General features: G+C 61.0%; 20 protein-coding genes. 10 read left to right on the top strand and 10 right to left on the bottom strand.

Going from position 1 to position 20,268, the window contains the following annotated elements; translation table 11 throughout:
- Window positions 1-74 precede the first annotated feature (74 nt).
- The gene (locus AC1DV6_RS06460; RefSeq protein WP_477976271.1) at window positions 75-2,444 is read left to right on the top strand and encodes a bifunctional diguanylate cyclase/phosphodiesterase; all 2,370 of its coding nucleotides are present in this window, start codon (window positions 75-77) and stop codon (window positions 2,442-2,444) included.
- On the opposite strand, the gene AC1DV6_RS06455 is transcribed toward AC1DV6_RS06460, so the two are convergent.
- Genes AC1DV6_RS06455 through AC1DV6_RS06445 form a run of 3 tightly spaced genes read right to left on the bottom strand, consistent with a single transcriptional unit; the run spans window position 2,441 to window position 4,817 of the window.
- Window positions 2,441-2,923, bottom strand: a complete 483-nt coding sequence (locus tag AC1DV6_RS06455; RefSeq protein ID WP_477976269.1) for a hypothetical protein — start codon at window positions 2,921-2,923, stop codon at window positions 2,441-2,443. The genes AC1DV6_RS06460 and AC1DV6_RS06455 overlap by 4 nt on opposite strands.
- Window positions 2,924-2,953: 30 nt before the next feature.
- Entirely contained in the window at window positions 2,954-3,661 is a 708-nt protein-coding gene (locus AC1DV6_RS06450; RefSeq protein ID WP_477976267.1) for an SDR family oxidoreductase, read from the bottom strand.
- A 22-nt stretch (window positions 3,662-3,683) separates the two neighbouring features.
- The gene (locus AC1DV6_RS06445; protein WP_477976265.1) at window positions 3,684-4,817 is read right to left on the bottom strand and encodes a thiolase family protein; all 1,134 of its coding nucleotides are present in this window, start codon (window positions 4,815-4,817) and stop codon (window positions 3,684-3,686) included.
- 86 nt (window positions 4,818-4,903) lie between these two features.
- On the opposite strand from AC1DV6_RS06445, the gene AC1DV6_RS06440 reads away from it, so the two are divergent.
- From AC1DV6_RS06440 to AC1DV6_RS06430, 3 genes are all read left to right on the top strand, one after another.
- Window positions 4,904-5,482 (top strand): TetR/AcrR family transcriptional regulator, encoded by a 579-nt coding sequence (locus tag AC1DV6_RS06440; RefSeq protein WP_477976263.1) that lies wholly within the window; start codon window positions 4,904-4,906, stop codon window positions 5,480-5,482.
- Window positions 5,483-5,525: 43 nt separating this feature from the next.
- Entirely contained in the window at window positions 5,526-6,140 is a 615-nt protein-coding gene (locus AC1DV6_RS06435) for a TIGR00645 family protein (RefSeq protein ID WP_477976261.1), read from the top strand.
- Between the two features lie 89 nt (window positions 6,141-6,229).
- A complete protein-coding gene (locus tag AC1DV6_RS06430; RefSeq protein ID WP_477976259.1) occupies window positions 6,230-6,607 on the top strand; it encodes a YXWGXW repeat-containing protein in 378 nt (125 codons plus the stop codon).
- On the opposite strand, the gene AC1DV6_RS06425 is transcribed toward AC1DV6_RS06430, so the two are convergent.
- Genes AC1DV6_RS06425 through AC1DV6_RS06415 form a run of 3 tightly spaced genes read right to left on the bottom strand, consistent with a single transcriptional unit; the run spans window position 6,604 to window position 11,106 of the window.
- Window positions 6,604-7,194, bottom strand: a complete 591-nt coding sequence (locus AC1DV6_RS06425) for a lysophospholipid acyltransferase family protein (protein WP_477976257.1) — start codon at window positions 7,192-7,194, stop codon at window positions 6,604-6,606. The genes AC1DV6_RS06430 and AC1DV6_RS06425 overlap by 4 nt on opposite strands.
- Before the next feature lie 47 nt (window positions 7,195-7,241).
- The gene (locus tag AC1DV6_RS06420) at window positions 7,242-8,183 is read right to left on the bottom strand and encodes a cation diffusion facilitator family transporter (protein ID WP_477976255.1); all 942 of its coding nucleotides are present in this window, start codon (window positions 8,181-8,183) and stop codon (window positions 7,242-7,244) included.
- A 1-nt stretch (window position 8,184) separates the two neighbouring features.
- Window positions 8,185-11,106, bottom strand: a complete 2,922-nt coding sequence (locus AC1DV6_RS06415) for a DNA topoisomerase III (protein WP_477976253.1) — start codon at window positions 11,104-11,106, stop codon at window positions 8,185-8,187.
- A 103-nt stretch (window positions 11,107-11,209) separates the two neighbouring features.
- Here AC1DV6_RS06415 and AC1DV6_RS06410 point away from each other — a divergent pair, with 103 nt between their 5' ends.
- Genes AC1DV6_RS06410 through AC1DV6_RS06400 form a run of 3 tightly spaced genes read left to right on the top strand, consistent with a single transcriptional unit; the run spans window position 11,210 to window position 13,157 of the window.
- Window positions 11,210-11,689 carry an SET domain-containing protein gene (locus AC1DV6_RS06410; RefSeq protein ID WP_477976251.1) on the top strand — a complete coding sequence of 160 codons (480 nt, stop codon included), beginning with the start codon at window positions 11,210-11,212 and terminating at the stop codon, window positions 11,687-11,689.
- Between the two features lie 4 nt (window positions 11,690-11,693).
- Window positions 11,694-12,494, top strand: coding sequence for a biotin--[acetyl-CoA-carboxylase] ligase (locus tag AC1DV6_RS06405; protein WP_477976249.1), 801 nt, complete (start codon window positions 11,694-11,696; stop codon window positions 12,492-12,494).
- 3 nt (window positions 12,495-12,497) lie between these two features.
- Window positions 12,498-13,157 carry an SPOR domain-containing protein gene (locus tag AC1DV6_RS06400; RefSeq protein ID WP_477976247.1) on the top strand — a complete coding sequence of 220 codons (660 nt, stop codon included), beginning with the start codon at window positions 12,498-12,500 and terminating at the stop codon, window positions 13,155-13,157.
- A gap of 6 nt (window positions 13,158-13,163) precedes the next feature.
- Here the strand turns inward: AC1DV6_RS06400 and AC1DV6_RS06395 are convergent, their stop codons facing one another.
- From AC1DV6_RS06395 to AC1DV6_RS06385, 3 genes are all read right to left on the bottom strand, one after another.
- The gene (locus tag AC1DV6_RS06395; RefSeq protein WP_477976245.1) at window positions 13,164-14,606 is read right to left on the bottom strand and encodes a sensor histidine kinase; all 1,443 of its coding nucleotides are present in this window, start codon (window positions 14,604-14,606) and stop codon (window positions 13,164-13,166) included.
- Between the two features lie 92 nt (window positions 14,607-14,698).
- On the bottom strand, window positions 14,699-15,373 hold the full coding sequence (locus tag AC1DV6_RS06390) for a response regulator (RefSeq protein WP_477976243.1): 675 nt from the start codon (window positions 15,371-15,373) through the stop codon (window positions 14,699-14,701).
- Window positions 15,374-15,443: 70 nt separating this feature from the next.
- Window positions 15,444-15,926 (bottom strand): MarR family winged helix-turn-helix transcriptional regulator, encoded by a 483-nt coding sequence (locus tag AC1DV6_RS06385; RefSeq protein WP_477976241.1) that lies wholly within the window; start codon window positions 15,924-15,926, stop codon window positions 15,444-15,446.
- Window positions 15,927-16,082: 156 nt separating this feature from the next.
- On the opposite strand from AC1DV6_RS06385, the gene recA reads away from it, so the two are divergent.
- Together recA and recX are read left to right on the top strand one after the other, a co-directional pair.
- Complete coding sequence (gene recA, locus AC1DV6_RS06380; RefSeq protein WP_477976239.1) at window positions 16,083-17,186, top strand: recombinase RecA; 1,104 nt, start codon at window positions 16,083-16,085, stop codon at window positions 17,184-17,186.
- A gap of 82 nt (window positions 17,187-17,268) precedes the next feature.
- Window positions 17,269-17,715 carry a recombination regulator RecX gene (gene recX / locus AC1DV6_RS06375; RefSeq protein WP_477976237.1) on the top strand — a complete coding sequence of 149 codons (447 nt, stop codon included), beginning with the start codon at window positions 17,269-17,271 and terminating at the stop codon, window positions 17,713-17,715.
- 303 nt (window positions 17,716-18,018) lie between these two features.
- Here the strand turns inward: recX and argC are convergent, their stop codons facing one another.
- The gene (argC, locus tag AC1DV6_RS06370) at window positions 18,019-18,942 is read right to left on the bottom strand and encodes an N-acetyl-gamma-glutamyl-phosphate reductase (protein WP_477976235.1); all 924 of its coding nucleotides are present in this window, start codon (window positions 18,940-18,942) and stop codon (window positions 18,019-18,021) included.
- 160 nt (window positions 18,943-19,102) lie between these two features.
- On the opposite strand from argC, the gene sucC reads away from it, so the two are divergent.
- Window positions 19,103-20,266: an ADP-forming succinate--CoA ligase subunit beta gene (gene sucC, locus AC1DV6_RS06365; protein WP_477976234.1), complete on the top strand. Its 1,164-nt coding sequence runs from the start codon at window positions 19,103-19,105 to the stop codon at window positions 20,264-20,266.
- Window positions 20,267-20,268: the final 2 nt, after the last annotated feature.

The following is a 20,268-nucleotide window of genomic DNA, read 5'->3' as shown; positions in this document are numbered from 1 at the left end:
CAACAACGCGTCTTTTGAATGCCTAACGAATCCATCTTGCTGTGTGAATTCCGTCATTGCGCAGAGGCTTTGCGATGAGCTTGCGCGCGCGCCTGCTGTCGCTGATCCTGGCCGCCACGTTGTTGCCGGTGCTGGCGATGCTGTGGGTGCTGTTTGAAAACCGGGCAGACACCATAGAGCGGGCGCAGCAGCAGCTCACCAACCGGGCCGAGACCATTGCCAGCGATCTGGATGACCGCATCAGCGGCACGGCGCAGTTGCTGTTTGGCCTGGGGCAGGTGCCGCTATTGGGCGGTGCGAACAAGGAGGCCTGCTCCGAATTTCTGGGCGATGTTCTGAAAGAGCACCCACAGTACACCGGCTTTCTGACCATCAAGCCCAATGGCATGCTGCATTGCGATTCGCTGCAGACCGGCCGCGTGCTGAACCTGACTGACCGCAACTATTTCCGGCGCGCACAGCAGACCAGTCGCTACGTAGTGGAAGCGGCGATGGGCCGCCTGACCGGCAAAGGCGTCTTGCAGATTGCCTACCCGGTGCGCAATGCAGAGGGCGAGCTGCAGTATGTGTTGCTGGCGTCACTGAACCTCGATGAGTTTGGCCATACGGTGGCGGCGACCATGCCGTATGACCACATGAATTTCCAGATCTGGAACGACGATGCCAGCCTGGTGATGGACCACCAGGGCCGCGGCGCGATGACGCTGACGCCGGGGCCGACCGAGAAGGCCTTTGTGCTTTCGGGCGACGTTGGCAAGCTGACCACCATTGGTAGGGGCAAGGATGCCCGTATCTGGACCAAGGCCACACTGCCACGCACGCTGGGTACGGGCCTGTGGATGGCGCTGAGCGTGCCACAGGCGGACTTGCTGGAGCGCGAAGAGCGGCAGTTCAAGCGGGCGCTGTTTCTGCTGCTGTCGTTCTCGGCAATGATTCTGGTGGTGGCAATGGCGTGGGGTGAGTTTGCATTGCGCCGCCAGGCTGCGCGCCTGATTGCCGCGGTCACGCGGCTGGACCAGGGCAACTTCAAGGAGCGCATCGGCGCCCCCTATCCCAAGGGCGAGTTGGGCGACATGATGCTGGTAGTGGACCGCATGGCGGAATCGCTGGAGCAGCAGCGCGCCGAGATTGAACGCAACACCGAGGCGCTGGAGCACCAGGCGAATACCGATGCGCTGACAGGATTGGCCAACCGCAATCTGCTGACCGACCGGCTGGAGCAGGCGCTGATTTATGCGCACCGCGCGCACCGCGTGACGGGTGTGCTGCTGATGGATCTGGACCGTTTCAAGATGGTCAATGACAGCCTGGGCCACAGCCAGGGCGATGTGCTGCTGCAGACCGTGGCGAAGCGACTGAAGGCCTGTGTGCGCGAGGGCGACACCGTGGCGCGTTTGGGCGGCGATGAGTTTGTTCTGGTGCTCTCCGACATGGCGCAGGCGCAGGACCTGCTGCAAGTGGCGCAGGAGATTCTGAAGGCGCTGAGCGAGCCCATGGAGCTCAATGGCCATGTGATGAGCGTGGGCGCGAGTCTGGGCATCAGCGTCTATCCGCGCGATGGCGACACGGCCGATGTGTTGATCCGCCATGCCGATACCGCGATGTACCGCGCCAAGGAGCAGGGCGGCAGTGCGATGGCCTTCTTCACACCGGAGATGGACGACAGCATGACGGAGCGCCTGCGCATAGAGACCGGGCTGCGCCGCGCGCTGGAGAACAACGAGCTGCGCGTGTACTTCCAGCCCATCGTCAGTTTGAGCACGGGCAAGGTCACCTCGGCGGAGGCCCTGGTGCGCTGGCAGGACCCGGTGCTGGGCATGGTGCCGCCGATCCAGTTCATCGGTATCGCAGAAGAAACGGGTTTGATTCTTCCGATTGGCAACTGGGTGCTGCAACAGGCTTGCCTGCAGGCAAAGGCCTGGCAGGACCAGGGCTTGGGCACGATCCCGGTGGCGGTGAACCTGTCGGCGCGGCAGTTCAATTCACCGGTGCTGGATGCGTCCATTCAGGCGGCGCTGGACGCCGCCCAATGCCCGCCCGAGCTGCTGCAACTGGAGATCACCGAGAGCATGGTGATTGCCAACGCCAACCTGGCGCTGGAGACCATGCACCGCATCCGCGCGATGGGCGTGCATCTGTCGATTGACGATTTCGGCACCGGCTATTCATCGCTGAGCTACCTGAAGCGCTTCCCGGTCAGCAAGCTGAAGATCGACCGCTCGTTCGTCAACGACATCCATAAAGATGCCAACGACCGGGCCATCGTCGACGCGATCATGACGCTGGCCCACAAGATGGGCCTGCGCACGGTGGCGGAAGGCGTAGAGACGGCGGAGCAGTTGCAATACCTGAAGGCGCAGGGTTGCGATGAGTGCCAGGGCTACTTCTTCGCCAAGCCCTGCCCTGCGCCGGAGTTTGAGAACTACCTGCGCAATCAGGCTTAGGCTTTGCGCAAGCGCTGGATCTGCAGTCCGGTGCCGATCAGGAACAACACCAGCAACACGCCGGTAGCGGCTTTCAGTTCCGGCGCTTCGGCATTGGCTAAGAGCGGCGCGCCCAGCGGCAGGCGGGTGCTGGTCTCGGTGATCGCGGGAATCCAGTGGAACAGGAACGTGGCCGAGTAGGACACGGTCTTGAGGTACTTGGATGCTTTGCCAAATACGGTGGTCAGCTCCGCCAGGGCGGCGACGGCCAGTGCGATCAGCGTGATGATGCCAAGCGCGTGCGGCTTGCCAAAGCCGCCGTGCTGGAAGATGCCAAAGCCGGTGATGCAGACGATGATGGTGGTGAGCACATAGACCTTGCCCACTGTGGTCTGCCAGTTGATCTCTTTGTATTTGAAGAAGGCCACGAATCCGGCCGCAACGGCGATCAGGCTGATGGCGGTGTGCCACACGCCCAGTTGGGTGAGTCCGTAATACATGGCGATCCTTTTCAAAAAGTAGATGAAAGACTATTCAGTGGCTGCTCCGAGGTAAGGGGCGTTTTCTGTCGACAGCCCCAGCTTCACATTGCGGCTGAGTTCATCCGCCAATACCTCGTCCTTGCCCGCTTCCAGTGCAGCCAGCGTCTGGCGCGCAACGTCCAGCGGGTCGGCCTTGGGCCCAGGCACATTTCGTGCCATATCGGTGTCCATAAAGCCCACATGCAGGCCAACGACCTGCGTGCCCTGTTCGCGCAACTCGCCGCGCAAGCCGTTGGTCAAAGACCAGGCGGCGGACTTGGAGGCGCTGTAGGTCGCGGCGAAGGCAATGTTGAGCCAGCTCAGCACGGACAGAACATTGACGATGGCACCACCGCCGTTGGCCTTGAGGACAGGCGCAAACGCCTGGCTCAACATCAACGGGCCGAAGAAGTTGGTTTCCAGTTCAGCGCGCGCGGCGTCTACGCTGCCCGCAGCGAGGAACGATGCGCCGCGGCCAATACCTGCGTTGTTGATCAGCAGCGTGAGATCCGTGCACTGTTTGGCGGCAGCGGCGATGTCGGCGGCGTTGGTGACATCCAGCTTGATGGGGATTACGCCTTCGAGCGTGATGCTCTTGGGGTCACGCGCAGCGGCGTAAATCTTGGCGGCGCCCGCTTCGAGCAGCGCGTTGACAAAGGCCTGGCCCAGGCCGCGGTTGGCGCCGGTGACGAGGACTACGGAGTTCTTGATTTTCATGATGGTGCTTTCAGTTGTTAGATCAGATGCGTTCGAGAATGGTGGCAATGCCTTGGCCGCCGCCAATGCATTGGGTGGCTAATGCGTAGCGGCCGCCTTCGCGTTGCAGCAGGGCTGCGGCCTTGCCGGTGATGCGTGCGCCGGTGGCGCCCAGCGGGTGGCCGATGGAGAGGCCGCCGCCGTCGATGTTCACGGTGGTCGGGTCCAGACCCAGGTCGCGAATACAGGCCAGCGCCTGCGATGAAAACGCTTCGTTGATTTCGACCACATCCAGATCGGCCACGGTCAGGCCTGCGCGGGCCAATGCCTTGCGTGTGGCGGGTATCGGGCCAATGCCCATCACGGCCGGGTCTACGCCCACGCTGGCAAACGACACGATGCGTGCGGTGGCGGTCAAGCCATGCTGTTTGGCAAAGGCTTCGCTGGTGACCAACACGGCGACGGCGCCGTCGGTCAGTGGAGAAGACGTGCCGGCAGTGACCACGCCGTCAGCCTTGAACACGGGGCGCAGTGCGGCGAGTGCTTCAGCGTTGGTGGTGGGGCGTATGCAACCGTCTTGCGTGACCTGTTCGCCGGTCGTGGTGGTGATGGCAACGATCTCGTCGCTCAAACGCCCTTGCTCACGCGCTGCGGCGGCCTTGCGGTGCGATTCGACGGCCAGCGCTTCCTGGTCGGTGCGGCTGACGTTCCAGCGCTCGGCCACGTTCTCGGCGGTGTCGCCCATACTGATGTAGGCGTCGGTGTTTTCATAGAGATGCGGATTCGGCGAGAAGTTGAAACCGCCTTGCGGCACCATGGTCATGCTTTCCACGCCCACGCACAGGAAGGCATCGCCCATACCCGCCTCAATCTGCGCGGCGGCGATGTGGATGGCCTGCATGGACGAGCCGCAGAAGCGGTTGACGGTCATGCCGCCGACTTCCGTGGGCAAACCGGCCAGCAGTCCGACGATGCGCGCCAGGTTGTTGCCCTGCGCCGCTTCGGGGTAAGCGCAGCCCAGGATCACGTCTTCCAACAGCGCCGGGTCCAGCTTGGTGCGTTCCAAAAGCCCTTTGACCACCTGCGCGGCCATGTCGTCCGGGCGCACCCCGGCAAGCGCCCCTTTCTTGGCAACGGTAAATGGGGAACGGGCGTAACCAGCGATGACTGCTTTCATGGAGGACTCCTGTTAAATGATGATCATCATGATTGAATTATATGACGTACATCATTTAAAATACAAGCCACTACCAAGGAATGACCATGAAAGTGACACGGGAACAAGCCAGCCAGAACCGCGACCGCGTGCTCGAAGTCGCCGCCAAACTGTTCCGCGAACGCGGCTTTGACGGCATTGGTGTTTCGGACTTAATGAATAGCGCAGGGCTAACGCACGGTGGCTTTTACGGGCAGTTCGCGTCCAAGGAAGAGCTGATGGCCGAGGCCTGCGAGCGATCGTTCGACAACGCAGTGGATACCTGGACGGGCGTCGCCGAGCGCTACCCCGACAAGCCGCTGGCCGCCGTGATGAAGGGCTATTTGAGCAAGCAGCACCGCGACAATCCGGGCGAGGGTTGTGTGTTGGCATCGCTGGGCGCAGATGTGGCGCGCCAAGGCCCCAACCTGCGCCACGCGGTAACCGAGGGCACGCGCAAGTTGCTGGATTTGTTTACAAGTCTCGCACCGGGCCGCATCAAGGCGCTGAAGCGGGAGCGCGCAATCGTGGCTTACGCCAGCATGGTGGGCGCGCTGATACTGGCGCGCGCGGTGGACGATGAAGCACTGTCGAATGAAATCCTGAAGACAGTGGCAGCATCCCTACCCGGTGCGGGGGCAAGCTAGCGAAACCCTACAATGCAGGCGCTTTTTCATAGGTGCCTGATACATGACTACTCCAACGCCCCACACGCCCGGCGCTCCGCGCAAACTGCGCCCGATCCCGAATTTCATCTTCGCCAGCCGCTGGCTGCAGTTGCCGCTGTACCTGGGCCTGATCGCCGCGCAGGGCGTCTATGTCTTCCACTTCTGGGTGGAGCTGGTGCATCTGCTGGAAGCCGCGTTTGGCAGCCAGACCGCGCTGCAGGCGCTGATCACCAGCATTGGCTACAAGGGCGATACAAGCGTTCCAGTGCTGAACGAGACCATCATCATGCTGGTGGTGTTGGCGCTTATCGACGTGGTGATGATCTCCAACCTGCTGATCATGGTGATCGTGGGTGGTTACGAAACTTTTGTGAGCCGCATGGACCTCGACGGCCACCCGGACCAGCCTGAGTGGCTAAGCCACGTAAACGCATCGGTACTGAAAGTGAAGCTGGCCACCGCCATCATCGGCATCAGCTCCATCCATTTGCTCAAGACCTTTATCAACGCCGCCAACTACGACGAAAAAGTGTTGCTCTGGCAAACGCTGATCCACGTCACCTTCCTGGCCAGCGCGCTGGCGATTGCCTACACCGACCGCCTGCTGACCGGCACGCACAACGCGCAACAGCACTGATCATTGCAATACGTGCTGTAGCGAACAGACGGTAGCAGGGCGGATGAATAACTTCGTAAGCGTTGATACGCAACCACGAAGGATGTTTTATGAAATTCCGTAAATCTCTAATGGCCGCGCTGTGCGTCGCGGCCTTGGGTGCTACTGCTATTCCGACGACAGCCAGTGCGCAGGTCGGCGTCTATCTGAATATCGCGCCCCCACCTCCGCGCAACGAGGTCGTGCCCGCTCCACGCAGGGGCTATGTGTGGGTGCCCGGCTACTGGAATGCGCGCAACAAACGCCACGTCTGGCAACCGGGGCACTGGGAACGCGAACGCCGCGGTTATGTATTTGTTGAACCCAGATGGGTCCAGCACGACAACCGCTGGCAATTGGAGCGCGGCAATTGGCGCAGGGGTGATCGTGACCGTGACGGCGTGCCCAATGCCGTTGACCGCGCACCGAACAATCCAAACCGGAACTAGTCCGCGTGAAACTGGTCCGAGTTCTTGCCCTTGAACGGGGCATAGAAGGCCTTGATCGCGACCATATCAGCTTCGATGTCGCCCGTGGGCATGAACACCGGTCCCAGGCCGCTGATCTTGCGTGAGTAGTCCATGTAGGCCATCACGATTGGCACATTGGCGCCCCGCGCGATGTAATAGAAGCCGGTCTTCCAGTAACGCACTTTGCGGCGCGTGCCTTCGGGTGGCACTACCAGTTGTAGCGGGCCATCGGCGTCGATGATGGCTTGCGCCGAAGCTTCCACCATGTTGCTGGCCTTGTCGCGCTGCACGGGTATGCCGCCCAGCCACCGCATCGTGTGGTGAAACGGGAATTTGAAGATCTGGTGTTTTCCCATCCAGTAGATATTGAGCTTGAGCGCAAAGGCCACCATCAGCGTGAAAGGCAAATCCCAGTTGCTGGTGTGCGGTGCAGCGATGAATACGCTTTTTTCGCAACCCGGGGGCAGGCTGCCCTCCACTTTCCAGCCCAGAAGTTTGAGGGTGGCCAAGGAGATGCCGCGTAGCACCGAGTTGACGATAGGGGTGTCGAATATGGTGCGGTGCATAAAAGTGCCCGCATTATGTCGCAGCCACCTGACGCGAACCGCAGGAATCAGGCGTTGTGATCAGCGTCCGGGCGCTGCGCCGGATCGACGTGGGTCATCATGTTGAGAACGCGGTGGCGGCGCATCACAGCGGCACGCGCCGCCACGGCAATGTTGTGACCTTCTTCGACGGTCAGCGTAGCCTTGACTTCGATATGGGCGTCGACAATGACCATGTCACCCATTTTGCGGGTGCGGATGTCATGGACACCCGCGACACCTGGCGTGGATTCCACCGTCCTGCGGATGGCCAAGACCTCGGCTTCATTGACGGCGCGGTCGGTCAGGTCGTGCATGGCATCCCAGCCGAAACTCCAGCCCATCTTGCCAACCATGAAGCCGACGATCAGCGCGGCAATCGGGTCCAACAGCGGGTAACCAGCCAGATTGCCGATCAGGCCAATGCTCACGACCAGTGATGACGCTGCATCGGAGCGCGCGTGCCATGCGTTGGCAACCAGCATGCTCGACTTCACGGCCTTGGCCACATGCAGCATGTAGCGGAAAAGAAGCTCCTTGGCCGCAATCGCGGCGAACGCCACCCACAGCGCGCTGGCGTGCGCAGTGGCAATGGATTCGGGCGCTTCCAGTTTTTGCAGAGCCGACCAGATCATGCCCACACCCACGGCCAGCAGCAGAAGACCTAATGCCAGGGAGGCCGCGGTCTCGAAGCGCTGGTGACCATAGGGGTGGTCTACGTCGGCGACTTTCTGGCTTTGGCGGTTGGCCAGCAACACGACAAAGTCAGCGACCAGGTCGGACAGCGAATGCACGCCATCAGCGATCAGGCCTTGCGACTTGGCAAGCACGCCCACCACGATCTGTGTTGTCGAGAGCACCACGTTGACGATGACGCTGACCCAGGTACTGCGCGATGCCGCCGCCGCACGCTCCGCGGGGGTGTGTGTCGCGTGCTCGGAGTCGTCGTCCTCGACCGGGATGAATTCCATGTCAGCTCAAATGCTTACCCGCAATGCCAGCCAGTTCAAACATCGTGACTTGTTCCTTGCCGAATACCTTCAGCAACTTGGCGTCGGCGTTGATAGCGCGTTTGTTGGTCGCGTCCTGCAGGTTGTTGGCCTTGATGTAATCCCACAGCTTCTTCATCACCTGTGGGCGGGCCACCAATTCTGGCCCGATCACCGCAGCCAGCTCGGGGCTGGGCGTCTTGCCGCTGGCAGCGGTGACCTTGCGTGGTGCCTTGGGTTTGGCTTCCTTGACAGTTTTCGCCGCCGCTTTCTTGGCCGGCGCTTTTTTGGCGGCCACTTTCTTAGCAGGCGTCTTCGCCGCTGCGGTCTTGGCAGCGGTCTTGCGCGGCGGGAACTTGGATGGCGCGAACTCGAAGTTCACCTTGCCTGCTTCAGCGTCCCAGGCCAGCATGGCCTTGAACGCGCGGCGTGTGCGCATCGAGACAAACTTCTCCAGCATGTCGGTCTTGCCGGTTTCCAGCAGCTTGGTCATTTGCGTACGCTCGATCGGCTGCTGCAGGATGATCTGTCCGCTCTTGAAGTCGCAGGTCGGTGTGGGCTGCTCCATCGTTGGCACCGATTTGTTGCAGACGTAGTTCTTGCCGTGTTCAAACACCGTGCCGCCACACTTGGGGCAAGTGCCTAGCGGCTCTTTGCCGCTGAAATCAATCAGCTCGCCTGATTCTTCGTCGGCCTTGTCATTGCCAAAGTCGAATTCGAGTTTGTAGTTCTTGGTGTCTTCGTCGTACTTGATGACCATCTCGGCAACGAAAGGCCAACCTGCTTTGGAACGGAAGCCATCCAGCGGGCCAATGTGTTTGTCGCGCAGGAACTGTTCAACTTCAGCAACTTCAAACGTACGGCCCGCCGGCGATTTGCCAAAAGAGAAACCGCAGCCTTCGTCCGCTCCCTTGGGCCCCGTGCAGGTGTAGCGGCGGTAGTTTTCCTTGACGATGCCACCGCAGTTGGGGCACGGGCTGCTTAGCGTGGCGTAGTCACCGGGGATGGTGTCGCGGTCGTATTCCTTGGCTTTCTTGACCATGCGCTCGGTCATCGCCGCAATCTCGGCCATGAAGGCCTCGCGGCTCATCTTGCCGTGCTCCATCTGGCTGAGTTTGTATTCCCATTCGCCGGTGAGTTCGGCCTTGGTCAACTCCTGCACATCCAGGCCACGCAAGAGCGTCATCAGCTGGAATGCCTTGGCAGTCGGGATCAGCTCGCGGCCTTCGCGCAGCATGTATTTCTCGGCGATCAAGCCTTCGATGATGGACGAGCGGGTGGCGGGTGTACCCAGGCCCTTCTCCTGCATCGCTTCGCGCAGCTCGTCGTCTTCGACCGTCTTGCCCGCACCTTCCATGGCGCCCAGCAGGGTCGCTTCGGAGTAGCGTGCAGGAGGACGGGTTTTCAGGCCCTTGGGGTCGACCGCTTCGGTCTTGACCTTCTCGCCAGGCGCGACGGGCACCAGGCTCTGGCCCTTGTCGCCGTCTTTGGCGTCGGCCACTTCGTCCGCAGCTTCCTTGCCGTAGATCGCCAGCCAACCTGGCTTGACCAGTACCTTGCCCTCGGTCTTGAAGGAATGACCAGCGGCGCTGCTGATGCGCGTGGTGACCTGGTATTCGGCGCTGGGGAAGAAGATGGCCATGAAGCGGCGCACCACTAGGTCGTAGATCTTTTGTTCAGCTTCCGACAGGCCAGATGGTGCCTGCAGTGTCGGGATGATGGCAAAGTGATCCGAGACCTTGGCGTTGTCAAACACGCGCTTGGTCGGCTTCACATAGCTGCCCTTGACGGCTTGCGCAGCAAACGGCGCCAGGTGCTTCATGCCGCTGTCGGCCAGCATCTCCAGCGTTTGTTTGGCGACGGCCACGTAGTCTTCGGGCAGGTAGCGCGAATCGGTACGTGGGTAGGTCAGTGCCTTGTGGCGCTCATATAGAGACTGTGCAATCGATAGCGTGGTCTTGGCGGAGTAGCCAAACTTGCCGTTGGCCTCGCGTTGCAGGCTGGTCAGGTCGAACAACTGGGGCGAGGCCTGGGTGGTGGGCTTGCTTTCTTCGGTCACCGTGGCCTGCTGGCCGCGCACGGCGTCGGCAATCGCCTGCGCTTCTTTTTCAGACCAGACGCGGTCGGCCTTTTTCTCGGCGTCGTCCGCATCCTTCTTGTGCGCGGGGTTGAACCATTTGGCAGCGTACTCGCCGGCCTGCGCGCCGAAGGACGCGTGGATTTCCCAGTAGTCGCGGCTGATGAACTTGCGGATCTGTTCTTCGCGTTCTACGACGACGGACAGCGTCGGCGTCTGCACCCGGCCGACGGTGGTCAGGAAGAAACCACCATCGCGCGAGTTGAACGCGGTCATGGCCCGCGTGCCGTTAATGCCCACCAGCCAGTCGGCCTCGGAACGGCAGCGTGCGGCATCGGCCAGCGGCTGCATTTGTTTGTCGGTACGCAGATGGTCAAAGCCATCGCGAATCGCTTGCGGGGTCATGGACTGCAGCCACAGGCGCGAAACCGGCTTGCCCAGTGGCTTGGCGCCTCCGGCATATTGCTCGATCAAACGGAAGATCAACTCACCCTCGCGGCCCGCGTCACAGGCGTTGACCAGCTTGTCCACGTCCTTGCGCTTGGCGAGTTTGACGACTGCGTTCAGGCGCGTCTTGGTCTTGTCGACGGGCTTCAAATCAAAGTGCGGCGGAATCACGGGCAGGTTGGCGAAGCTCCATTTGCCGCGTTTCACATCAAACTCTTCCGGCGCCTGGATCTCAACCAGGTGGCCCACGGCGCTGGAAACGACATAGCCGTCGCTCTCAAAATACTCGTCGTGCTTCTCGAATTTGCCCGCCGTGGGCGTGAGGGCGCGCACGATGTCTTGGGCAACGGAAGGCTTCTCGGCAATGATCAATGTTTTCATCTGACTACAATCCAGTCTCTCGCGTGCGCGCAGGTACGCGCGCCCACATACGCGGGCACGCACATGCGCGCCCATACGATTCACCATACCAAATTTTTGAGCCGTGGCAAAACCCGCACCGATTTCCTCCAGTAAACGCATTCAGACCCGTCGCTCCGGCGTGCATGGCAAGGGCGTGTTTGCGCTGCAGGATATTGCCGAAGGCGAGACCATCATCGAGTACATCGGTGAAGTGATTTCCTGGCCCGAGGCGCAGCGCCGCCACCCGCATGACCCGAAGGATCCGAACCACACGTTCTACTTTCATGTGGACGAAGGCCATGTGATCGACGCGCTGTATGGCGGTAACAGCTCGCGCTGGATCAACCACTCGTGCGATGCGAATTGCGAAGCCGACGAAGAAGGCGGCCGCGTGTTCATCAAGGCGCTGCGCAATATCAAGGCCGGTGAAGAGCTGAATTACGACTACGGTCTGATCATCGACGAGCGCTATACCCCGAAGCTGAAGGCCGAATACCCCTGCTGGTGCGGCGCAAAGAAGTGCCGCGGCACCTTGCTGGCCCCCAAACGCGGAAAACGTTAAAGCAATGGGCGGTGTAGGGCAACCCCTCCGCTGGCCTGCTGAGGCCATCTGGGAGGCCGTCGTGCCGCTGTTGCCCGGGTTTACCGTCGAGGTACTGCCCGAAATCGATTCCACCAACACTGAGCTGATGCGCCGGGCACGCGCCGGGCAGTTGGACCCCACGCTGTTGGTCGCCGAGCGGCAAACAGCTGGGCGTGGGCGCCTGGGCCGCACATGGTCTGGCGCGGCGGAGGGCGAGAACCCCTCGCTGACTTTCTCGCTGGGCTTGCCGTTGGCGCCACCCGATTGGTCTGGTCTGTCGCTGGCCGTGGGGCTGGCAGTAGTGTCCAGCCTGCATCCTGAGCTCAGATTGAAATGGCCGAACGACATCTGGCTGCAGGACCGAAAGTTGGGTGGCATCCTGATCGAGACCGTCAGCGTGGGCGAGGTGCGCTACGCGGTGATTGGCGTGGGCATCAACATCAGCATTCCTGCGGCAAGCGATTTGCGCACCGCGCCTGCAGCATTGCGCGAACTGTTACCCGATGCGCAGGCCGCCGAAGTGCTCGGTCGTGTGGTGCTGCCTCTGGTGCAGCAAGTGCAGCGTTTTGCAGCCGAAGGTTTCGGCCCTTTGCGAACGACTTACCACGCGCGGGACCTGCTTTACGGCAACGAAGTGGTGTGCAGTGACGGCATGACGGGTACTGCGCGCGGCGTAGATGCCAGCGGCGCGTTGCTGGTGCATACTGCCCACGGTCTGAAAAAAATATCGAGCGCGGAGGTCAGTGTGCGACCGCAAACTGAAATTCGAGCCTCTTCCATCTGAGTTATGTTGCGACTGCTTGTACTGGCACTGCTATTGATCAACGGCATCTACTTCGGCTGGAGCCATGGGATGCTGAAAGCCTACGGCTTTGCACCCGAACAGCAGGGCGAGCCGCAGCGCCTGGAGCAGCAGGTCAAACCAGAAGGACTGAAGATTCTCTCCACGCAGGAGCTCAGCCGTGTCGAGGCGCAGTTGCAAGCCGATCTGGCGCCAAAAGAATGTCTGCAAGTCAGCCCATTGAACGAGGGCCAGGTCAGCGCACTGCGCCGCGTGCTGGAGCCTAACTGGCCTGCCAATAGCTGGCAGATGGTGCCGATACAGATCGCGCCGCGCTGGATCATCTACATGGGCAAATACCCGAATGAAGAAATGCTGGTCAAAAAACGCGGCGAACTGAATGTGATGAAGTTGCCGCTGGAGCCGCTGCAAAACCCGGCGCTGGAGCTTGGTATATCACTGGGCGGCTTTCCTACCCAGGCCGAAGCCAACACAGAGCTGGCCAAACTGAATCTGCGCGGTGTGCGCACGGCCCACGTGGTTCAGGAGCTGCAAGGCGGCAATGCAACGCAGCTCAAACTGCCTGCGGTCAACGATAGCCTGAAGGCCCGGTTGGGTGAACTCAAGTCCGCCTTAGGCAATCAGCTCCTCAAGGCCTGCGGCTGATTTGCCTCAGGCCTCGCTGTCCCGCGAAAAACGCACCGTAAAGCTGGCGCCAGGCGGCACCTGCCCGGGACGGCTGTCGTCCAGCGTGATGGTCGCGTTGTGCTGGCGTGCAATCTCCAGCACGATCGGCAGCCCCAAGCCTGATCCATCGGCCTCGGTTCCCAGCGCCCGATAGAACGGCTGGAATACCAAGTCCCGTTCGGCAACAGGGATGCCCGGGCCGGAGTCTTCCACTTGCACCACAAGCACCTTGCTGAATGGATCAATCAACACGCGCGCGGTGATCACGCCCGGACGCTCCGGTGTGGAAGGCGTGTAGTTGATGGCGTTGTCCACCAGATTGCGCACCATTTCCTTGAGCAGCGTGGCGTTGCCCATCAGAGTGCCGCCGTCCACGCCTGGCTCCGCACCTTCGTAGCCCAGGTCGATGTGCTTGTCCATCGCGCGCGGTACGCTGTCGCGCACCACGTCCATGACCAGTCGCGGCAGATCGCAGGGCTGGTGGCTCAGCACCGCACCGCTGCTTTCAGCGCGCGCCAGCGCCAGCAGCTGGTTGACGGTGTGGGTCGCGCGAATGCTGGAGCGGCCAATCTGGCGCAGTGAGAGTTTCAAATCTTCGGCGCTACCGCCTTCGCGCTGGGCCAAATCGGCCTGCATGCGTAAACCCGCCAGTGGCGTCTTGAGCTGGTGTGCAGCGTCGGCCAGAAAACGCTTTTGTGTGGCGATGGATTCTTTGAGCCGCATCAGCAAATCGTTGACCGACGACACCAGCGGCGCCACTTCCATGGGCACGGCTTCCACGTCCAGCGGGCTCAGGTCGTCCGGATTGCGCGCGCGGATGCGTTCTTCCAGATGGTTCAAAGGTTTGATCGCTTGCACCAGCGCCAGCCAGACCAGCAGCACGGCCAGCGGCAGGATCACGAACTGCGGCAGCATCACGCCCTTGACGATTTCGGTCGCCAGCACGGAGCGTTTCTCCATGGTCTCCGCCACTTGCACCAGCGCAGGCTTTGACTGTGGAATGTCCAGCCGCACCCACATGTAGGCCACTTTCAGATCGACGCCGCGGTATTCGGCATCGCGAATGCGCACTTCGCCGAGGGGTGTTTTGTCGTCTTCGGGTGGTGCGGGAAGCTCACGCTCGCCGCTGAGCAATTCGCCTTTGGCGCCCACCACTTGGTAGTACACGGTGTCCGCGTCATCGGCGCGCAACAGCTCGCGCGCTGGCAGGGGCAGAGCGAATTGCGCACGGTCGTTGTTGACGGTGATCAATTGCGCCAGTGCGCCGACGTTGTATTCCAGCGCGCGGTCAAACGGCTTGCCAGCAATGCCTTGCGCGACCAGCCAGGTCAGCACCAGACTGACGGGCCATAGCAGCAGCAATGGCGTGAGCATCCAGTCCAGGATTTCCCCGAACAGTGACCGCTGCTCACGCTGGAAAATTTTCACGCGCCGAGCCCCGCAGAGCCAAATTCAGAGGCAAAAATGGCTGCAACGCCCGTGGAATGTGCGTAAGCAGCTCCTGAATTCATAGCGAATGTTTAGCCCGGAATTTTTTCGAGGCAGTACCCAAGGCCACGCACGGTCGCAATGCGGATCGGCCCTTTCTCGATCTTTTTGCGCAAGCGATGGATGTAGACCTCGATCGCGTTGTTGCTGACCTCTTCGCCCCATTCACACAGGCGCTCGACCAACTGGTCCTTGCTGACCAGGCGGCCAGCGCGCTGCAGCAAGACTTCGAGCAGGCCCAGCTCGCGGGCAGACAGTTCGACCATCTTGCCGTCGATGGTGGCAACGCGGCCGGCCTGGTCATACGTCAGCGGACCGTGCTTGATGCTGCTGGATGTGGCGCCCATGCCGCGGCGTACCAGTGCGCGCACGCGGGCTTCGAGTTCCTGCAGGCTGAAGGGTTTGGCCATGTAGTCATCGGCGCCGTAGTCCAGTCCTTTGACGCGCTCGTCCACGCTGTCGGCCGCGGTGAGGATCAGTACCGGCAATGAGGAACCGCGTCCGCGCAGTTTCTTCAGCACTTCCAGACCGTGCATCTTGGGCAGGCCCAGATCGAGGATCAACAGATCGAACTCGGTGTTGGTCATCAGTGCCGCGTCGGCCTCGGTGCCGCTGGCGACGTGGTCCACTGCCGCACCCGCGCTGCGCAGGGCCCGCAAGAGGCCATCGGCCAACACCTGGTCATCTTCGGCAATCAAAATCCGCATGTCTGTCTCCTCGTGTGCGCTGTTGCCAGCGCTGTGTCTGTCATTCTAGGCCTGCACTTTTTCGGAGGCCTTACTGTCCACTGTAGGCTTCCAGCCCCAAAGCCACGACCGTGGCTACTTCGGGGCTGACGGCGGCGCGTAGTTCGTCTTCGGCCTGCGCCACTGCGTCTTGGTACGCGGTCAACCACGCCAAGCCGGTGGCGGTGAACATCACGCGCTTGGCGCGCGCATCTAGTGGATCGTCCTCGCGGCTCACCATGCCCCAGGCCTCGCACTGGTTGACCAGCGTGCCCATGGCCTGCTTTGTCATGCCAGCTGCTTGCGCCAACGCGGTCAGGCGTGCGCCGCCTTGAGGCAGATGGCGCGTGATGTGGATATGCGCTGCGCCGACCTGCCCGCGTGCCGCCAGATTGGACAGGCCCAGCGGAACGCCAGGGTGGTGGGCCATCAGTTCCATCACTCGACCGTCAAAGCGCTCCAGCGCCAGACGCAACCAGTGGCCGAGGTGGTTGCTGCGCCACGGCTCGGGAGCGGAATTAGGGGTTTCGGACATTTCGTAAATAGTAATACAAACTGACTAAAAAATGTATTTACGCATTTCAATCAATGCGCTTAAACTACTGTTCAAGCATCCAGCCTGTAGCAAAACGCAGTGGTTTGGCCAGATGCACGAATGCCACCCAATTGTTTGATTTTTAAGGAGATTTCCATGGACGCACCGGTCAAGAACCCCAACAACACGAATGGCGCCAACAGCGAGAAAGCCAAGGCACTGCAAGTGGCCCTGGCCCAGATCGAAAAGCAATTCGGCAAAGGCACCATCATGCGCCTGGGTGAAGGCGAGGTGATTGAAGACATCCAGGTGGTTTCCACCGGTTCCTTGGGGCTGGACATTGCGCTGGGCGTCGGCGGTCTGCCACGCGGTCGCGTCGTTGAAATCTACGGACCTGAGTCGTCCGGCAAGACCACGCTGACATTGCAAGTCGTCGCCGAAATGCAAAAGCAAGGCGGCCAATGCGCCTTCGTCGACGCCGAGCACGCACTGGACATCCAGTACGCGCAAAAGCTGGGCGTGAACCTGCAGGACCTGCTGATCAGCCAGCCCGATACCGGCGAGCAGGCGCTGGAAATCGTCGACAGCCTGGTGCGCTCCGGCGCGGTTGATCTGATCATCGTGGACTCGGTGGCGGCGCTGACCCCCAAGGCCGAACTTGAAGGCGAGATGGGTGACTCTTTGCCCGGCCTGCAAGCGCGTCTGATGAGCCAGGCGCTGCGCAAGCTGACCGCTCACATCAAGAAGACCAACTGCACGGTGATCTTCATCAACCAGATTCGCATGAAGATCGGCGTGATGTTCGGCAGCCCCGAAACAACGACCGGCGGTAATGCGCTGAAGTTCTACGCCTCGGTCCGCCTGGACATCCGCCGCACCGGCACCATCAAGAAAGGCGAAGAGGCCATCGGCAACGAGACCAAGGTCAAGGTGGTTAAGAACAAGGTCGCGCCTCCGTTCAAGACGGCGGAGTTCGACATTTTGTTCGGCGAGGGCATCAGCCGCCATGGCGAAATCATCGACATGGGTGTGACCGCCGGTATCCTGGAAAAGTCCGGTGCCTGGTACGCTTACCAGGGCGAGAAGATCGGCCAGGGCCGTGACAACGCCCGCGAATTCCTGCGCGAAAACCCCGACTTGTCGATCGAGATCGAAAACAAGGTGCGCGATTCGCTGGGCATCCCACTGCTGCCAGTGGCGGAGCCGGAAATCAAGGCTGCCAAGAGCAAGAAGGCCGACAAGGCTGAAAAATCAGAGTAAAAAGTGCCTCCAGCGCCCGTGGAATGTGCGTAAGCAGCTATTAAAACAATAGCATTCCGCGGGCAGCTTGAGGGTTCAGTAAATGGCCACTACGTCGTTGTCCCTCACGGGCCGGGCTTTGCGCCTGCTCAGCGGCCGCGAGCACTCGCGTGCCGAGTTGGAGCGCAAGCTGGCGAAATTCGAGGAAGAGCCCGGCCAACTCGCCAAGGTGCTGGACACGTTGGCAGCCAAGGATTTCATCAACGAAACCCGTGTGGTGGAGTCCGTCATTCACCGCCGCTCCGCCAAGCTGGGCGCGTCACGGATCAAGCAGGAGTTGCAGCAAAAGGGGTTGGAGCCCGAAGCAGTTGCCATCGCCATTGATTGGTTACGCGCCAGCGAGGTGGAGCGCGCGCGCGAAGTCTGGCGCAAAAAGTTTGGTCAACCGCCTGCCGATGCTTCTGAGCGGGGCAAGCAGATGCGGTTTTTGGCGAATCGGGGGTTTGGTGGGGACACCATTCACAAAGTGGTTTCTGGGTCCGACGACTGAAGTCAAATCCCGCTTTCGATCGTCCGCCCAGCAATCCCCGATTTGCCAGCACCGCGCCGAGCGACTGGCTATGGCCGGAGCGCTCATGGCGTTACGCAAAATCGCTTTCCGACCCTAGCCTGCCACTCAGCGCTCATCTCCCGTGCGAGGTGAGGTCTGAATCTTCCGTCTGGCGCCCGCCGACAAGGCGAGAGGAAGGGGTGTGTCGGCAACCGATTTTGCGTAACGCCATGAGGGGGCCGGCACACTCCTTCTTCTTGCCGCCGACAACGCCCATACGCCAGCGGGCCAACGTCAGGACCCTTACAGCCCCAACATCAGTTGCAAGTTCTGCACCGCAGCACCCGAGGCGCCCTTGCCCAAGTTGTCCAAGCGGGCAACCAACAAGGCATGCCCAAACTCTCCATTAGCAAACACGCGCAATTCCATCTTGTTCGTGTCTTTCAGCGCCACCGCATCCAGTTTCAGGTCGGCGGTCGGCTCTTCCACTGTGACCCAGGTGCTGCCAACGTAATGCTGGGCCAGCGCGTCGTGCAGGGCTTTTGCCGACGGCTTCCCGGGCAAAGTGTCCAAGTGCAACGGAAGTTGCACCAGCATCCCCTGATCGAAATTACCCACTGAGGGCACGAACAGCGGGCGCCGGGTCAGGCCGGTGTACTGCATGATTTCCGGAATGTGCTTGTGCGTGAGGCCCAGTGCATACAACTCAAAAGCGGGCGCCGTGCCGGCCTCATAGGCCTCCATCATGGTTCGACCCCCGCCGGAATAGCCGCTGACGGACGGCAGGCAAACCGGGAAATCGGCGGGAATCAGCTTCGCGTCGATTAACGGTCGCAATAGCGCGATAGCGCCGGTCGCATAGCAGCCGGGGTTCGAGACACGTTGCGCATTTTTGACTGCTTCGGCCTGGCCGGCGGCCAGTTCCGGAAAGCCGTAAACCCAGCCGGGGGTGGTGCGGTGGGCTGTCGAGGCGTCGATGATGCGTGGGCCGGGTTTGCCGGTCTTTTTTTCCAGTCCGTCCACCATGGCGACAGTTTCGCGGGCGGCGTCATCGTGCAGGCACAGAATGACCAAGTCGGCCTGACTGATCAGCGCCCGCTTGGCGATCGGGTCTTTGCGCAGCGATGGGTCGATGCTGAGCAGTTCAATCTGGGGCACGGCTTGCAGCCGTTCCCGGATTTGCAGGCCGGTGGTACCGGCTTCGCCGTCAATAAAGATCTTTTTCATGGGTGCAGTGGTCAGACGGGCCTAGCTTGCGCTGTAAGCCCCGTAAAAGCTTGGTTTGTAACCGCATGATACAGTCCCGCCTCTGTGTTCCCGTGCCATGCTGGCCCCTCAGTTCCCCGCTGCAGCATGGCGAAAATTGTCCAGTCCTAAGAGAGACGTCATGAAGATTCACGAGTACCAAGGCAAGGAAATCCTGCGCCAATTTGGTGTGCCCGTTCCCCGCGGCATCCCAGCATTCACAGTCCAGGAAGCCGTCGAAGCGGCCCAAAAGCTCGGCGGCCCGGTCTGGGTAGTCAAGGCGCAAATCCACGCCGGTGGGCGCGGCAAGGGCGGCGGCGTCAAGGTTGCCAAGACCATTGAAGACGTCAAACGCATTGCTGGCGAAATCCTGGGCATGCAGCTCAAGACGCACCAAACCGGCCCCGAAGGCCAGAAGGTCCGTCGCCTCTACATCGAAGACGGCGCCGACATCAACAAAGAATATTACGTGTCCATCGTGACCGACCGCGCCACGCAGAAGCTGGCGTTCATCGCGTCCAGCGAAGGCGGCATGGACATCGAGGAAGTGGCCCACTCCACGCCCGAAAAGATCATCACCGAGTTCATCGATCCGCTGACCGGTCTGGGCGACGCGCAAGCCAAAAAGATTTCGGATGCGATCGGCATGCCAGCGGACTCCACCGCCCAGGCCGTGGACATCTTTCAGAAGCTCTACAAGTGCTACATGGACACCGATGCGTCGCTGGTTGAAATCAATCCGCTGAACCGCGATAGCAAGGGCAATGTGATGGCGCTGGACGCCAAGTTCAACTTTGACTCCAACGCGCTGTTCCGCCACCCCGAAATCGTGGCCTACCGCGATCTGGACGAAGAAGATCCGGCCGAAGTGGAAGCTTCCAAGTTCGACCTGGCCTACATCAGCCTGGACGGCAACATCGGCTGCCTGGTGAACGGCGCTGGCCTCGCGATGGCGACCATGGACACCATCAAGTTGTTCGGCGCTGAGCCTGCCAACTTCCTGGACGTGGGCGGCGGTGCCACCCCCGAGAAGGTCACCGAAGCCTTCAAGATCATGTTGAAGAACCCCAAGGTCAAGGCCATTCTGGTCAACATCTTCGGCGGCATCATGAAGTGCGACACCATTGCCACTGGCGTGATTACGGCTTGCAAGGCCACCAACCTGAACGTGCCGCTGGTCGTGCGCATGAAGGGCACCAACGAAGATCTGGGCAAGAAGATGCTGGCCGAGTCCGGTCTGCCCATCATCTCGGTAGACACCATGGCAGAAGCTGCACAGGCAGCCGTTAAAGCGGTAAAGGGTTAATC

It is taken from the genome of Rhodoferax sp. P2_H8_2, from assembly GCF_056403235.1.
The sequence above is the reverse complement of the archived record's forward strand: the minus strand, read 5'-3'. Positions and strand labels throughout refer to the sequence as shown.